Annotated in this window: 11 protein-coding genes; 9 read left to right on the top strand and 2 right to left on the bottom strand. The window is 57.1% G+C overall.

What is annotated here, in order from left to right; all coding sequences use genetic code 11:
* Positions 1-55 precede the first annotated feature (55 nt).
* Positions 56-667: a transcriptional repressor LexA gene (gene lexA / locus HOV93_RS16720; protein ID WP_207397668.1), complete on the bottom strand. Its 612-nt coding sequence runs from the start codon at positions 665-667 to the stop codon at positions 56-58.
* 259 nt (positions 668-926) lie between these two features.
* Here lexA and HOV93_RS25905 point away from each other — a divergent pair, with 259 nt between their 5' ends.
* Positions 927-1,115 (top strand): Flp family type IVb pilin, encoded by a 189-nt coding sequence (locus HOV93_RS25905; protein WP_235990510.1) that lies wholly within the window; start codon positions 927-929, stop codon positions 1,113-1,115.
* Between the two features lie 121 nt (positions 1,116-1,236).
* On the opposite strand, the gene nagB is transcribed toward HOV93_RS25905, so the two are convergent.
* On the bottom strand, positions 1,237-3,126 hold the full coding sequence (gene nagB, locus HOV93_RS16710; RefSeq protein ID WP_207397667.1) for a glucosamine-6-phosphate deaminase: 1,890 nt from the start codon (positions 3,124-3,126) through the stop codon (positions 1,237-1,239).
* A 310-nt stretch (positions 3,127-3,436) separates the two neighbouring features.
* Between nagB and HOV93_RS16705 the strand changes: the two genes are divergently transcribed.
* From HOV93_RS16705 to HOV93_RS16670, 8 genes are all read left to right on the top strand, one after another.
* Positions 3,437-7,876 carry a PVC-type heme-binding CxxCH protein gene (locus HOV93_RS16705; protein ID WP_207397666.1) on the top strand — a complete coding sequence of 1,480 codons (4,440 nt, stop codon included), beginning with the start codon at positions 3,437-3,439 and terminating at the stop codon, positions 7,874-7,876.
* 298 nt (positions 7,877-8,174) lie between these two features.
* Positions 8,175-8,444, top strand: coding sequence for a 30S ribosomal protein S18 (gene rpsR, locus HOV93_RS25900; protein WP_235990506.1), 270 nt, complete (start codon positions 8,175-8,177; stop codon positions 8,442-8,444).
* 232 nt (positions 8,445-8,676) lie between these two features.
* Positions 8,677-9,111 carry an acyl-CoA thioesterase gene (locus HOV93_RS16695; protein WP_207397665.1) on the top strand — a complete coding sequence of 145 codons (435 nt, stop codon included), beginning with the start codon at positions 8,677-8,679 and terminating at the stop codon, positions 9,109-9,111.
* 159 nt (positions 9,112-9,270) lie between these two features.
* Entirely contained in the window at positions 9,271-10,215 is a 945-nt protein-coding gene (locus tag HOV93_RS16690; RefSeq protein WP_207397664.1) for a prenyltransferase/squalene oxidase repeat-containing protein, read from the top strand.
* 6 nt (positions 10,216-10,221) lie between these two features.
* Complete coding sequence (locus tag HOV93_RS16685; protein WP_207397663.1) at positions 10,222-10,914, top strand: ABC transporter ATP-binding protein; 693 nt, start codon at positions 10,222-10,224, stop codon at positions 10,912-10,914.
* 19 nt (positions 10,915-10,933) lie between these two features.
* Positions 10,934-14,500: an ABC transporter permease gene (locus HOV93_RS16680; protein WP_207397662.1), complete on the top strand. Its 3,567-nt coding sequence runs from the start codon at positions 10,934-10,936 to the stop codon at positions 14,498-14,500.
* A 168-nt stretch (positions 14,501-14,668) separates the two neighbouring features.
* Positions 14,669-15,253, top strand: coding sequence for a hypothetical protein (locus HOV93_RS16675; protein ID WP_207397661.1), 585 nt, complete (start codon positions 14,669-14,671; stop codon positions 15,251-15,253).
* A 21-nt stretch (positions 15,254-15,274) separates the two neighbouring features.
* Positions 15,275-15,637 (top strand): amidohydrolase, encoded by a 363-nt coding sequence (locus HOV93_RS16670; RefSeq protein WP_235990503.1) that lies wholly within the window; start codon positions 15,275-15,277, stop codon positions 15,635-15,637.
* Positions 15,638-15,855 lie beyond the last annotated feature (218 nt).

Genomic DNA, 15,855 nt, shown 5'->3' with positions numbered 1-15,855 from the left:
TCACCCTCTGCCTTCGGCAAACAAGTTGCGCAAGGCAACAACGGATCAGGTATGCTTAAAACTTGCGGACCACGCCGATGACTATGCCGCGGACCTTGGCATCTTTGACGTAGATGGGATCCATGCTGCTGTTGGCTGGTTGCAGGCGGATGCGGTTCTTTTCGGGGTACCAATATTTGAGGGTTGCTTCCCCTTCGTCGGTTTCAGCCACGACAATCTCGCCGGGGCGGGCCGTTTCCTGCTGTTTGACGACCACATAGTCCCCTTCGTCGATGTGGGCTTCGATCATCGAATCGCCGGTGACTTCCAGTACGAAGTGGTCGCGGCGGTTAAACATCGTGCCGAAATCGACCCTTTCGTCCTGGCCGATGGCCTCGTGCAGCACGCCGGCAGCAATTCGCCCGACAAACGGCAAGCCGACTTCTTCCTCAACCTCGGCCCGCAGTTGGATGGCCCGCGACATGTTCTTTTCGCGGGAGATCAGCCCTTTGCGTTCCAGGGCTTTCAGGTGGCAGACGACGCCGTTGGGCGAGCTTATCTCGAACTCTTGCCCGATTTCCCGCACCGTGGGGCCATAGCCGCGATTTTGGATTTTCTCGCGGATAAAGAAAAAGACGTCCTTCTGACGTTTGGTAAGGGAGTCGGTGGCCGACTGCGAACTTGCCATGTTCGGGGATCCTGATCCGTCGTGCGTCTCTCCCTTTCCAGCGTGGAAAGGTGATGTCGGAAATAGAGCCTAGCCTCATGCTGTACAGATGTCAACTCCTGTATTGCGCAACACCAGGCAATTTTTTTTGCTTACTACCAATTGTGAGGTACGTTTCACGTGACTCATTGCCGTGAATCCCGGCCAGCGGACTACACATTTCGTGGGCATGGACTAACACGTTACCTTTTTCGTCGGTCCTTCCTTAAGGAACGGTGCCATGCTGCCTAAGATTCTCCATTTTCTACGTGCCGAGGACGGGCCTACTTCGGTCGAGTACGCCATTATGCTGGCCATGATCCTGATGGCTGTCATTGGCGCGATTACCGTAATTGGGGTGATCACCCAAGAAAGTTTTATCTATTCCAAGAGCGAAATCGAGCGCACGTTCCCCGACTTGGGCGTGTAAAAAAGAAGGCTGCCAGGGGCTTTTTCCCAAGCAGCCGGTATCGTTATCGCTTACAAGTCGCTGGGCGACCCGATGTAGACTAGATCGTGATCGGATGGCAAGCAAGCAGCCCGTTCTCTTTTTACAGGGGCTGCCCGTTCCAGCGAACGAACGCTTCCATGGCGAAGTATTCTGGCAGGCCGATCTTGTTGTAGGAATCGGCGGTGCCTGTGTTGCGGTCTTCGGCTCGTTCCCAGAATTCACGTGGGTCGGTTCCGGGGAACAGAGCACTATCCTTCTGGCTCTCGTGCATGAAGATCGCTTGCCGCTTCTTGAACATGTCGTTGGGCGATAGCGGCACGCAAATCTCGATCTCGTGCAGCGGGTACTCTTGCCAGGCACCACGATACAGCAAGGCCTCAGGCCGGCTGCCGGTTTCGGCTTCGATTTCCAACAGGGCATTGAAGATCGCCATCGCACAAACACGGTGCGTTCCGTGCGGGTCAGAAAGATCGCCGGCAATGTAAACCTGGTCTGGCTGAACCTCCAGGATCAACTGCTTGACGATCTGCACATCGTCCGCACCGAGCGGGTTCTTAGCGACCTTACCGGTTCGATAAAACGGCAGATCCAAGAAGTGCAGGTTCTCTTCCTCGCAGCCAGCTTTCAAGGCTCCGGCAATGGCTTCGCTGCGACGGATCAGGCCTTTAATGCTGAGCACCGTCTCGACATCCGGCTCGCCAGGTGGTTTCGACTTCAACGAGTCGACGACCTGCTTTTCGACCTCGGCCGATTTCTTTTCTTCGATACCAAACAGGCGGTTGTACTGCGTGACGAAGTCGGCGAAACGCTGGGCATCGTGGTCGAAAACCGCGATGTTACCGCTAGTCATGTAAGCGACGTGGGCCTCGTGGCCATCGTCGACCAGGCGAATGAGCGTGCCGCCCATGCTGATCACGTCATCGTCCGGGTGAGGACTGAAGCAGATGGCCTTCTTCTTTTCTTTGCCTGCGGGATGATACTCGATGGTATCCATCATCCAGCGGAACACACGGTGAGCCAGGCTCGGCGCGGGGCCGTGATGACGCAGAAGCTGATGCAGGTTGTATTGGCGGAAATCGTCATCGGCCAGCTTCAACAGTGCTTTGCCTGTCTTTTCGCAGAGCCATAGCATGGCTCGCTTGATCATCGTCTGGTCCCACTCAACCTCTCCTTCGGTCCACGGCTCGGCCACGGCGGTTAGCTTGCTGGCTGCTGCCGTATCGATGAAGACCGACGTATCGCGATGCTCTTGCAAGATGGTTGCCGGCACGCGGTTGGTAATCGGACCTTGCAGCGTCTCGCAAATGATCGACGACTTGCCTTGCCCCAGGGCCAAGAGCAAGATCTTGCGGGCTTCCAAGATGGTCCCGATGCCCATCGTAATGGCCTGGTGCGGGACGTTGTCTTCCTGAAAGAAATCCGATGCCGCGCTACGACGCGTGATCGGGTCGAGCGTACAAAGACGCATCCGGCTGTTGCGGATACTGAACGGCTCGTTAAAGCCAATGTGGCCGTTAGAGCCGATGCCCAGCAGCATCAGGTCGATCCCGCCAGCCTCGCGAATCTTGTTTTCGTAGTCATCGCAATACGCATCGACTTGATCGAGCGGAATGGTTCCGTCCGGGATGTGAATATTCTCCGATGGAATATTCACATGCTGAAAGAAAACCTCGTGCATCGTCCGATGGTAACTTTGCAGTTGGTCGGGCTTCAGGCCGTAGTATTCGTCCAGATTGAAGGTCACGACATTGGATAGATCCAATCCTTCATCCTGGTGCATGCGAACCAGTTCTCGGTAGACGCCCATGGGCGTAGAACCGGTTGGAAGCCCAAGCACAGCGGTCGCTTTTTGAGCTTGTCGTTCGCGAATGATCGCAGCGACAATTTTCGCGACGTGGCGAGAGAGGGCCTCGCTGGTGGAAAAAACATCACACGGCAATACGGTTGACTGGATCGACATCTCGGGTCGATCAGCGGTTCGTTCAGTCATGATTCTCGTTGTTCAGGTTGTAGGAAAGCGAAGGGTTTCTTCGCGGCGAGGTAAATCTCGAACCGAATCGGCAAGTATGAACGATCGCGCAGAGCTTGAATAGGGAGCCATTCGTCCCCACTGCGCGAAATCCCTGCAAAATACCTACAATTGACGGGACTTATTTAGGAAGACGGATTGCGAATCGTCACTATATTGGAATAAGTCGAAAAACTTAATTTTCACCGAGGCTTACCCCCCTTTTTCCTTGGCACGAATTTCGACTCGAACCTTATCCGACACCGTATTCCTTCAGCCCATCGATAGCCCCATGCTACGCGACATCCGCAGCTATTGCTTTGCCTCTTTCGCCGCAAGTCTGTTCATACTGCTGACAGGCGTAGGACAACTTCCCGCCGCCGAGCCGGAAGCTCCTCAGGATCGCATTTCGATCCTCTTTTTAGGTGACAACGGGCATCATCAACCGGCCAAGCGATTCGTCGAGTTGCAGCCGGCATTAGAAGCCCGGGGCATTGATCTGAAGTACACCGATTCGCTGGCTCATATCAACCCAGAAACGCTGGCGAAGTACGACGGGCTGATGATCTACGCAAACATCGAGCAGATCGATCCGGCCAGCGAATCGGCAATCCTCGATTACGTCGAACAAGGGCACGCACTTATCCCGCTGCACTGTGCTTCTTACTGCTTTCTCAACTCGCCCAAGTACATCGCGCTCGTAGGTGCTCAGTTCAAGAGCCACGGCACCGGGACCTTCCGTACGAAACTCGCCGAAGCATCGCACCCGATCATGCAAGGTTTCCAGGGATTTGAAAGCTGGGACGAGACCTACGTGCATACCAAACACAACGAAGAAAACCGCACCGTGCTGACCTACCGCATGGGCGATCAACAGCTAGAACCGTGGACCTGGATTCGCCAGCAAGGCCAAGGACGCGTCTTCTATACGGCGTGGGGTCATGACGCTCGCACGTTCACCAACCCCGGCTTCGTTAATTTGGTCGAACGCGGTGTTCGCTGGGCCGTCAAACAAGATCCGAGCGTGGCCCCCAATTTCCCGCCGCAAAAGGAAGGTCTGGTCACGGCCTTCGATCGCCCGATGAATGTCCCCCTAGCTCAGCAACCTAACACCGATATCAAACCGTTTGATTATGTCGACATGGGAGCCCAAATCCCCAACTACACTGCCGGCGAAAACTGGGGCACCCAAGCCAAACCGCTCAACTTGATGCAGAAGCCGCTGCCACCGGAAGAATCCGAAAAGCACCTGGTGCTGCCGGAAGGGTTTGAAGCGAAGCTGTTCGCGTCGGAAGAGATCTTCGACGGCGGCAAGCCAATCGCCATGACCTGGGATGCACGAGGGCGACTTTGGATGTGCATGACGCTCGACTATCCCAACGAGCTACACAGCCCAGGACCAGGCCGCGATCGGGTAGTGGTTTGCGAAGATACCGACGGCGACCTGCAAGCAGACAAGGTCACCACCTTCGCTGACGGCCTGAGCATTCCGACTTCGATTGCTTTCCATAATGGTGGCGTAATCGTGCAGAATGGTTCCGAGACTCTGTGGCTTAAGGATACCGACGACGACGATGTAGCCGACGAGAAGCAGGTGATGTTCAGCGGCTGGAACATGCGAGACACCCACGGCGGCGTGAGCAACTTTCAGTACGGCCACGATAACTGGATCTGGGGCATGCAAGGCTACAACGATTCGCACGTGGTGGTCGACGGCGAAGAGCAACCTGGCTTCCGTAACGGCTTCTTCCGCTTCAAGCCCGACGGCAGCGAGTTAGAGTTCATCCGCTCGACCAACAACAACACATGGGGCCTGGGCATGAGCGAAGAAGGGATCATCTTCGGTTCCACCGCCAACCACTGCCCCAGCGTTTACATGCCGATCCCAAACCGCTATTACGAACAGGTTCGCGGCTGGACGGCTCGCCTTGTACTCGATTCAATGGCCGATTCGCACAAGTTCGATCCCGTCACCGACAAGGTGCGACAGGTTGATCATCACGGCGGGTACACGGCCGGTGCCGGGCATTCGCTTTATACGGCCCGCAACTATCCGGAAGCATTTTGGAATCGCGTGGCCTTCGTGAATGGCCCTACCGGGCACCTCACCGGGGCGTTCGTCATCTCGCGCGACGGAAGCGGCTTTCACTCGACCAGCCCCTTCAACCTGGTGGCCTCCGACGACGAATGGACGGCCCCCATCCAATCGGAAGTCGGTCCCGACGGCAACGTGTGGGTTCTCGACTGGTACAACTACATTGTCCAGCACAACCCCACGCCGCACGGCTTCAAAACTGGCAAGGGTGCCGCGTATGAAACCGCACTGCGTGACAAGCTGCACGGACGGATCTACCGCATTGTCTACACCGGAGAAGGCGCCAAAGCCGACAAAGACTGGCACTTGAACCTCGATGAAGCGTCCCCGGAAAAGATCGTCGCCACCCTGAAAAGCGATAACCTGCTATGGCGTCGTCATGCTCAGCAGACCCTGGTCGAGCGTGGCCAGACCGATGTCATTCCGGCGTTGATTCAATTGCTGCAAGACGACTCGACGGACAGTATCGGTCTGAACGTCGGAGCGATTCACGCCCTGTGGACCTTGCACGGCTTAGGCGTTCTGGAAGACCCCAATGGCACCGCGACTCAAGCCGCCTACATCGCACTTGTGCATCCAGCCCCGGGCGTTCGCCGCAATGCGGTTCAGGTGCTGCCGCATGCTCCTGAAAGCACGACCGCGATTTTGAAAAGTGGCGTGCTGAACGATGCCGATCCCCAAGTTCGCCTGATGACGCTACTCGCTTTAGCCGATCTTCCGGCGAGTGACGCGGCAGCGGTCGATATTTTGGCCATGATTACCCAGCCACACAACGCCAACGATCGCTGGATCCCCGACGCAGCGACCTCCGCAGCCGCCAACCAAGGCGGCAGCTTCCTGAAAGCGGTTGCCAAGTCTAATAACATCGACAACAAGGTGTTGGACCTAGTGGCAATTGTGACCGAGCATTACTCACGCGGTGGTCCGGTTGATACGATTGCCGAACTGCTGCCAGCCATCGAGAACGCCCAGCCGCAAGTTGCCGAGGCCATTGTTACCGGCCTAGCCAAAGGTTGGCCGCAAGACAAGAAGCCGCAGATCACCGACGCCGTCGACAATTCGCTTACCCGCCTGATCGAGACGCTTCCCGCTTCGTCGCGCGGTCAACTGATTCGTATGGCCGTCAACTGGGGCAGCACGAAGTTGGCTTCGCAACTGCAAGAATTGGTTGAGAATGCTCTAGAGCAAATCGAATCAGGCGATCTCAGCGCCAAAGACGTGCAGCGACTCGCTCGAGAGATCGTCGCGTTGAACGTGAAGATGGCCCCGCCGGTCGAAGCCAAACTGCTGGCTTCCATCGGCCCGCAAACCTCGGCCGATGTCACCACGGCACTGCTTAATAGCCTGAGAGCAAGCGAGAACGATGGCCTGGGCAAGTACGTTTTGGAAACGCTCCCCAGTTTAACGCCAACCGGTCGGAAGGAAGCCATCGGCGTGCTGTTAAGCCGCCCGGCCTGGACGGCCGACCTGTTGGCTTCGATGGATAAAGGTTCTATCCAACTGAACGAATTGGCACTCGACCAGCGTCAAGCCCTTTCGCAGCATCCCGAGAAGCAGCTACGCAAGAAAGCCGAAGAGATATTTGCTCGCGGTGGCGCATTGCCCAACGCAGACCGCCAGAAGGTTATAGAGCAGCTATGGGCAGCCACCGAAGCCCAGGGGGACGCCGCCGCCGGCAAGCTGGTCTTCAAACGCGAATGCTCGAAGTGCCATATGCACAGCGGCGAAGGCTCGAAGATCGGCCCTGACCTGACCGGGATGGCCGTGCATCCGAAGTCGCAACTGCTGACCGAAATCCTCGATCCCAATCGCAGCGTCGAGTCGAACTATCGCACCTACATGGTCGCCACGATGGACGGACGCGTGATGAGTGGCCTGCTTGCCTCGGAAAGCCGTACGGCTATTGAACTAGTAGACGCCGAAGGAAAACAGCAGTCGATCCTCCGCGAAGATATCGACGAACTTCTCGGCACACCGCAGTCGCTAATGCCGGTTGGTTTCGAGAAGCAGATCAAGCCGAAGGAACTAGAAGACCTGCTGGCCTTCCTCACCAATCGCGGCAAGTTTGTCCCCTTGCCGCTGGAAAAGGTTGCCTCGGCGGTCAGCACAGAAGGGATGTTTGTCTCTAAGAACGCCCCGGCCGAGACTTTAGTCTTCGCCGATTGGCAGCCGAAGAGCGTCGACGGCGTGCCGTTTCAGCTGATCGATCCCCAGGGAACCTCCCGGCCAAACGCCGTGCTGCTGTACGGCCCGAGCGGTTATTTGCCTCCGAAGATGCCCAAGTCGGTATCGATTCCGTGCAATATGCCGTTGTCAGCGGTGCACATTTTGGGGGGCGTCGCCGGCTGGGCTTCCCCTTATGGGAAACAGGGATCGACCTCGATGATCGTCCGTTTCCGCTTTGAAGACGGCACGACCGAAGACCATCCACTAAAAAATGGAGTCCATATTGCGGACTATATTTGCCGGGTCGATGTACCCGAGTCGAAATTCGCGTTCGATCTTAGTGGCCGACAGATCCGCTATTTGGCCGTCCGCCCCAGCCAACGGAAGCCTGTTGAGTCGATCGAGCTAGTCAAGGGAAACGATAATACAGCCCCGGTCGTGATGGCGGTAACGGCGGAGGCCGCGGAGTAACGCAAGTGGTTACTGGCACAGCATTTTCGCGTGCTGTGGGGACGTTGTCCTGGGAATTCAGGAGAATAACCGTATTATAGGATGTCGGCAGATGGCAGCGCCGCACGGCCCCGGGCGGCGTGATTCTGCCATTGGGGGTTGCGATTTCGCCCTGCCAGTTATAAAATCTTGAGTTTCCACGCAATGGAAATCAGAGGTTAAGGAGCTACCGGCCCCTAAACCTAAGTCATATCGAAGGTTGCCGCGTCACGGTGTCCTACAAACACAGTGCGAAATACAAGACGCCTGAAAGAGAAATATGAGACCAGCCAATAAGACCAAAGCCCGCAAGCGTGCCAAGACTAAAGCACGAGTAGCTAAAAAGGATCCGATTTTCGTCGATGGCAAACGTCCGCGTCCCATGTTTGTGGACTACAAGGACGTCGAGCTGCTCAAGAAGCTGACCAATCGTCACGGTCGGATCGTCGGTCGTCGCAAGAGCGGCTGCACCGCGGTCAGCCAGCACGCCGTCACGCAAGCCATCAAACGCGCCCGCTTCATGGCCCTGTTGGCTTACGTCAAAGACTAGTTCCCACCCCGGAACGTCTTTCGGCTTAGATATCAAGAGCCTGCTTTCGAGAAGAGAGCGGGCTTTTTTCATGCGCTGTGCTGGCACGCGTGCCTGGGGCACTCATCCTTGGAGAGGTGCTCCAGAGATAAATCTCTGGAGCACCTCGACCGGAACCCTTAACTCATGCTTCCCCGGTTCCCTCGTATTGATTACCGGCCATAAGTGCCAACAATGGGACCAGGAGAACACCATGTCGCAAACCTTTCAAACGACCCGCCGCGTCGAATTCCGGGATACGGATGCCGCCGGTATCGTCCACTTTTCGGCCTTCCTGATTTACATGGAACAGGCCGAGCACGAATTCCTGCGTTCGCTGGGGCTCAGCGTTCACCACCAGTTGGAAGACGCGTCGATGAGTTGGCCCCGGGTATCGATCCACTGCGACTACCGCGGACCGGCCAAGTTTGAAGACGTTCTCGATGTTTCCCTATCCATTGCTCGGATCGGCTCGCGCAGCGTGACTTACCAGTTCCATTTCGAGCGCGACGAGCTGCCCCTTGCCGATGGCACCATCACTGCCGTCTGCTGCCAGGTTCGCCCTGGGCTGCCTCCCAAGAGTATGGATACGCCTGAGTGGTTCAAAGAGAAACTACTTCCCTTCGTCGACCAGACGGCCACCACGTAGGCTCTCCCTCATCGGCGCTGATGTGTGGTTCGTGTTGCGATCGATGGGTGCAGTACTTCACCGGGCGATGTTAAACTAGCGTCGTTCAGGAAACCCTCACCCTCTCCCTGCCAGGGAGAGGGGACCAGAGACTTAACTCCTCGCGATAGTCACGGCTTCATGCTTTCGTACCACGAACAACTTACGCTTCGCCTGGCAGCCGGTATTGGTGAGCTGGACGAAGCGACACGCTCGCGTCATACCCAGTTCCTGCTGGCCAAGCGGCAGCCTGATGGAGGCTTTGCCGGTCGCGAAGGGGCCAGCGATCTGTATTACACCAGCTTCGGCCTGAGAAGCTTGGCCATATTGGGCGAGCTCCATGGAGAAGTCGCCGAGCAATCTGCGACGTTTCTGCAAACGAAGCTTACCGGCCACGAAGGCGTGGTGGATTTCCTTTCGCTGATCTATGGGGCAAAGCTGCTAGAGACAGCGGCCGGCATCGATATCTTCGCGAATGCCTCGTCCGACTGGCGGCGAAGTGTCGCGGATACGCTGCATTCGCTACGGCGGAAAGATGGCGGCTATGCCAAGGGCCCCGAAGGGATGGCCAGCAGCACCTATCACACGTTTCTGGTGCTGCTTTGCTTGCAGCTGATCGAACAACCGATCCCACAGCCAGAGGCTATGGTCACGTTTTTGCTTTCCCAAGAGTCGGAAGAAGGTGGCTTTCGCGAAATCCGAGCCAGCAAACGTGCCGGCACCAATCCCACGGCGGCAGCGATCGGCGCGCTGCGGATTCTTGATAGCCTGACCGAAGAGATCACCGAAGGAACCCTCGACTTTCTGGTCGAGATGCAAAACGATGAAGGTGGGCTGCGCGCTAACACGCGGATACCCATCGCCGATGTACTGAGCACGTTCACCGGCATGTTGACCCTGACCGATCTGAATGCCTTGCACGAGATCGAGCAGGACGACGCCCTGAAATACGTACGCGGTCTCGAGCAAGACAATGGCGGCTTCTTCGGGGCGGCCTGGGATGAGGTGGCCGACGTAGAATATACGTTCTACGGACTAGGCAGCCTTGGCCTGTTACATGTTCCCCACGACTTCACCCTGGAATGAACCATCATGGCAGATCTGGTAATCGAGCAGTTGGCCAAAGAGTACCCTACCCGGGCCGAGTCTTTGAAAGTACTGCAAGACGTTTCGCTGTCCCTTTCCCAAGGTGAAAGCGCAGCGATCCTGGGGCCCAGTGGCTGTGGCAAGAGCACCCTGCTCTACTGTATCGGCACGCTAGAGTCCCCCACCTCGGGCCGCGTGACCCTCGACGGCCAAGATCCCTTCGCACTCAGTGACGTGGACCTGGCCAAGTTTCGTAGCGAGAACATCGGCTTCATCTTTCAAGATCATCACCTGCTGCCGCAGCTCTCGGTGCTGGAAAATGTGCTAGTGCCGACCCTTGCCGCAGGCAAGTCGACGCCGGAGCAAATCGAGCGTGCCAAGATGCTCATCCAACGGGTAGGTCTCTCGCCGCGGATCGAACACCGCTCGGCGGAACTCTCTGGCGGTGAGCGGCAACGCGTTGCCGTCGCTCGCAGTTTGATCCATCAACCCAAACTGCTTCTAGCCGACGAGCCGACCGGCAACCTCGACAAGACCAACGCCGAGGCGATCGGCAATCTTCTGCTGGAACTACAAAAAGAAGAACGCTCGATCTTGATCGTCGTCACTCATAGCCAAGAGCTGGCCACGATCTTCCAGCAGCAGTACCAACTCGACGACGGCAAGCTGCAAGGTCAGCAACCGGTAGCCCAATCGTAACGCCCTAAGAGGTCTCACTATGAATCGTTGGCGTTTGGTCCTACGAAGTGCCCAGCAGTTTTGGCAAACCAATTTGGCAGTGCTGCTGGGGGTAGCCGCTGCGACGGCGGTGCTTACCGGTGCACTTATCATCGGCGATTCGGTGCGAGGAAGCCTGCGCGATCTGGCCTTGTCGCGTTTGGGTTCGATCCAGGAAATATTGCTGGCCGATCGGTTCTTTCGCCCTCAAGTCGCCGAGCAGATTGCCCAGCAGAACGATAACACTACGACCGTCCCGATCGTCCTCATGCAAGGGACGCTGCAAACAGTGGGAAGCAGTTCCGACCAATCGACTAAGGTCGCCGGCAACCTGGCCGTGCTGGGCATTGACGAGGCCTTCTGGAAGCTAGGCGACGTCCCCGGCTGGAGCCCGACCGAAATTGGCGAAGAAGAGATCATCCTCAACCAACCGCTCGCTGAAGAGCTCGGCGTGAAGGCAGGCGACCTCGTCACGCTGCGTCTTCCTGGTGGCAATGATGTGCCGGCCGATAGCCCGCTGGGCCGCAAGACGGCTGAAACCCAGAGCCTGCCGCGGCTGACGGTGAAAGCGGTGATCCCGGCCGAAGGGCTCGGTCGTTTCGGCATGCATCCCACGCAGCAGTTGCCCATGAATGCATACGCTTCCAAGGCCGCATTGCAAGACGCGCTCGAGCAAAACGACCGAATCAACGCCGTTCTGATTAGCCACGACGAAGAACAGACGCTCGATCTCGGCAAGCTATTTTTGACGCTGAACGATTTCAACTTCGAGCTGAACCAAGTCAAGCAATCCTTTTCAGCGGAAGACGCCCAGCCGCAAACGATCTACGACTATTGGCAACTGACCAGCAGCCGAATGATCTTCGGCAACGTGGCCGCAGAAGCTGTCGAAAAGGCCTTTGCCGGCGATGCCCACCCCACGTTCACCTACCTGGCCACCTCGATTGGCGTGGGTGATTTGCCGGAAGGGGAAGACAATACGTCCGTCCCCTACTCGACGGTTACGGCCCTGCAGCTGGCTGGGCTCGACTACCCACTGGCTGGCCTCGACGGTCAGCCGATCGAGAAGCTCGGCAGCGACGAGATTGTCCTCAACGCATGGACTGCCGAGCACCTGGCCAAAGCGCAAGCGAAGAAGCTCAAACAGCAAAACCCCGACCTAAGCGACGAAGAGGCTTCCGAACAATCGCAGCTGAAAGCGGGGGACACGATCTATCTGAAATACTTCGAGCCAGAGAGCTCGCATGGGGTGGCCAAAGAAACAGGCCGGACGTTTCGCCTGGCCGCCATCACACCGCTGACCGAGCCAGAGGAACCTTTCCGCCGACGTCGACCTGCGGTATTCGACCAAGCCCCAACGACCGCCAACGATCCCGATTACACCCCGGTCGTGCAGGGGATTACCGACCAAGATTCGATCGACGACTGGGACCCACCCTTTCCGTACGACAACTCCCGTATCGATGGCGACGACGAAGAATACTGGGACAACTACCGCACGACGCCCAAAGCGTTTATCTCGCTGGCAACCGGGCAAGAGATCTGGGGAAGCCGCTTCGGCAAGGTGACTTCCTTCCGCTTCCCAGGTGCGAAGTACACCGACGAACATGACTTGCAAACCAAGATTGAAGATGCCTTGGCCCCGCACCGCACCGGGCTTGGCTTTCGCTTATTGACCGTTCGCCAAGATGCCCTGCGGGCGGCAGCCGGCACGACGCCGTTCAACGTGCTGTTCATGGGCTTCTCGATGTTCATTATCGCTTCGGCGTTGATGCTGGTGTCGCTGCTGTTTCGCCTGGGGCTCGAGCAGCGAAGCCAACAGATTGGCCTGTTGCAAGCCGTAGGGCTCAATCGCAATCTCACCCAAGGCCTGTTGATGCGCGAGGCCTGCCTGATTGCGTTGGTCGGTAGCATCGCCGGCGTGATCATCGGCATTGGATACGCCTGGCTTATGCTTGTGGGTTTAAGAACTTGGTGGCTGGGTGCCGTTGTCACTCCGTTTCTTTATCTGCACTTGGATAATCCCAGCAGCCTGTTGATCGGGCTCATCAGCGGTTCGCTCGTGTGTCTGTTGACGATTTACTTCGGCATGCGAGGCTTGAATAAGCTTTCGGTGCGAGGCCTGCTCCAGGGCTCAACCACCGACACGCAAACCACCTTCGGCAAACGCAGCCGTTGGGGGCTGTTTACCGGAATCGCTTGCGGAGTAGGCGCGGTGGGGCTGTCGTTTTTAGCCGCCGGCCTTGGAGGTGAAGCCCAGGCCGGGGCGTTCTTCGGCTCCGGGGCTTTGGTGCTGACGGCCTGCCTGATGCTGCTGTGGCATCTGCTTCGAAATAGCGGCGGTTCAGGCAGTGAAGGTTCGTTCTCGCTGGGTCAGCTGGCCCTTAGCAATGCCGCACGCAACCCGGGACGTAGCACGCTGACGATCGGCTTGATCGCGTCGGCCGCATTTCTGATCGTGGCGATCGGGGCATTTCGACTTTCCCCCAGCGACACTGGCTCTGGCGGGATGAACTTGATCGCCGAGAGTTCGCAACCGCTGTATCACGATTTGAACACCGAAGCAGGCCGCCTGGAAATGGGCTTCAGCGCCGAAGAAGAACAACAACTGGCAGAAGCCACGATACTCTCTCTGCGGGTTCAGCCGGGGGACGACGCCAGCTGTTTAAATCTTTATCAATCGAGTAGCCCTCGCGTGTTAGGCGTGACGCCGAGCATGATGCAGTATTTCGCTCAGTCGGATGTCACGCACTTCGAGTGGGCCGCTTCCGCAGCGACCAGTGAAAAGGACAAGACCGAGTCGCCGTGGCATGTTTTGGAAAAGAAAGCGGATGGCATCAACCAGCCCATTCCGGTCGCGCTCGATAAGAACACGGCGATGTACGCGTTGCACTTGTATGGCGGCGTTGGCGAAGAGTTCACGACCATCGACGATGATGGCCGCGAGACCCGCTACGTTGTCGCGGCGCTGCTTTCTAACAGTATCTTCCAGGGCAATCTCTTAATTGGCGAAACCAATTTTCTAAAGCGGTACCCTGACGTAAGTGGCTACGAGATGTTCCTCATTCGCACTCCCCAAGGACAAGCGGAAGCAACCCGCGACATCCTAGAGACACGCCTTGCCGACCAAGGCTTCGACATCACGTCTGCCGAGAAAATCTTGACCAGCCTGTTGGCGGTGCAGAATACGTACCTATCGACGTTTCAAAGTCTCGGGGCACTTGGTCTGCTGCTAGGAACGTTTGGCCTGGCAGCCGTACAGCTGCGCACCATTCTGGAGCGTCGGTCTGAGTTGGCCTTGCTGCGGGCAGCTGGGTTTTCCGATGGTCGACTTTATTCGCTGGTGATGCGCGAGACGATGCTTTTGCTGCTGGGCGGGCTGGCCACCGGCGTGATCTCGGCGTTGATCACAGTCGTGCCGCACATGGTGTTTGGCAATGCGTCGGTTCCGTTCGCTTCGCTGGGGGTCATGTTAGGTGTGATCCTGGTTGTCGGTATTGTCAGCAGCAGTCTGGCCGTTGGTTCGGCTTTGAAAGGTAACATCGTTCCAGCCCTTCGCGGGAATTGATAGCGATTGCCTGCATACCTGCCCCCTTGCCCCATTCGCGTGGGCTACGGAATGTCGCACGCTTGGTAGTTGGACCTCGTCAACGGTCCTTTCGATCGTTAGAATGGGCAAAAGTCGTTCTAACAACTATTTTGTTTTCTCCCCTGACCCGACCTGGAGTCGCTTCCCATGCATTTTATTTTTGTTATCTGTGGAATCACGCTAACCGCATTGGCTTGGGGAAGCTACGGACCCATTCTTCATGAAGGTCAACATCACCTGGGCAACGATCGGATCAAACCACTGATCTGTGTTGGTCTGGCCTACCTGGTCGTCGCGGTGATCATTCCTTCCGCGATCTTGATTGCCCAAGGCAAGTTAACTTCCGACTGGACCTTTAGTGGAATTTCGTGGAGCTTTATCGCCGGTACGTGCGGTACCTTTGGTGCGTTCGGCTTGATTGTCGCCCTGACCAATGGGGGGAAGCCGTGGGTCGTGATGCCGTTGGTGTTTGGCTTCGCTCCGATCGTCACGACGATTATCTCGCTGGTTACCAAAAACCTCTGGAGCCAGGCCGGCCCGATTTTCTATGCCGGGATCATCATGGTTGTCGCCGGTGCAGTCACCGTGCTGCTGTTTGCCCCCAAGGGTGCTCCGCCGACCAAAGCAGCCCATGCGAAAGAGCCTGCCGAGAAGGTAGCCCAAACCGAGCCTGATGCGCGACCCAGTGTGATGGAAACACTGACCGGCAAGAAGGAATCAGAGAACAAGTAACCTGGAAGATTACGGAAATCGATGAGTAACATGCCTCTTTCGCCTGAGTCCCAGATGGAGGCCATCGACTTGCAGATGGCCCATCTGTGGATGGTCCGTACGTTCCTCAAGCACGCCGAGGAAACGGAGGAGGACGAAGAACTTCAGCAAGTAGCCCGGACCTTGTACGACTACATGCTGGCCCTGGGACCAGCCGTGCAAGCGAACGACTCCGCAGCCTACATGAAGCAAGCGAAGAAGAAATTCAGTAAGCTTCGCAAAGCGTGTGATCTGTTCGAAGAAATACAACCGGAGATCTCGGATCACACGAACTTCAAAATGGCGGCCGTAAGTTGTCGTCTGGTGGTGAATCAAGTGGAAGTGATCCTAGGTGCTAGCAGCTAGGCTGGTTGATCGAGAATAGCGGGCAACCATTTTTGTTTCGGCCGGGAACACTAGCCGCTTGTGGACTATGGCCCCCCAGAGATGAATCTCTGGGCCAACCGCAGGCGGACCTTCCGTTGCTGCCCAAAGCAACACGGATAGGTTCTCTATTTGCCCAGGTCTCCATTCTGGGTATAACCAAGGCCCGATAAACCTTGCCTGGGCTGTCCACGGATCGG

It is taken from the genome of Bremerella alba, assembly GCF_013618625.1.
Taxonomy (GTDB): domain Bacteria; phylum Planctomycetota; class Planctomycetia; order Pirellulales; family Pirellulaceae; genus Bremerella; species Bremerella alba.
Note: the sequence above shows the minus strand (reverse complement) of the source record. Positions and strands in the feature narration are given on the sequence as shown.

Bases quoted from the DNA above. Each gene is read 5' to 3' on its own strand.
- lexA (WP_207397668.1), bottom strand. From the start codon at position 667: ATGGCAAGTTCGCAGTCGGCCACCGACTCCCTTACCAAACGTCAGAAG.
- HOV93_RS16705 (WP_207397666.1), top strand. From the start codon at position 3,437: ATGCTACGCGACATCCGCAGCTATTGCTTTGCCTCTTTCGCCGCAAGT.
- HOV93_RS16680 (WP_207397662.1), top strand. From the start codon at position 10,934: ATGAATCGTTGGCGTTTGGTCCTACGAAGTGCCCAGCAGTTTTGGCAA.
- HOV93_RS16675 (WP_207397661.1), top strand. From the start codon at position 14,669: ATGCATTTTATTTTTGTTATCTGTGGAATCACGCTAACCGCATTGGCT.
- rpsR (WP_235990506.1), top strand. From the start codon at position 8,175: ATGAGACCAGCCAATAAGACCAAAGCCCGCAAGCGTGCCAAGACTAAA.
- HOV93_RS16690 (WP_207397664.1), top strand. From the start codon at position 9,271: ATGCTTTCGTACCACGAACAACTTACGCTTCGCCTGGCAGCCGGTATT.
- HOV93_RS16695 (WP_207397665.1), top strand. From the start codon at position 8,677: ATGTCGCAAACCTTTCAAACGACCCGCCGCGTCGAATTCCGGGATACG.
- HOV93_RS16670 (WP_235990503.1), top strand. From the start codon at position 15,275: ATGAGTAACATGCCTCTTTCGCCTGAGTCCCAGATGGAGGCCATCGAC.
- HOV93_RS25905 (WP_235990510.1), top strand. From the start codon at position 927: ATGCTGCCTAAGATTCTCCATTTTCTACGTGCCGAGGACGGGCCTACT.
- HOV93_RS16685 (WP_207397663.1), top strand. From the start codon at position 10,222: ATGGCAGATCTGGTAATCGAGCAGTTGGCCAAAGAGTACCCTACCCGG.
- nagB (WP_207397667.1), bottom strand. From the start codon at position 3,126: ATGACTGAACGAACCGCTGATCGACCCGAGATGTCGATCCAGTCAACC.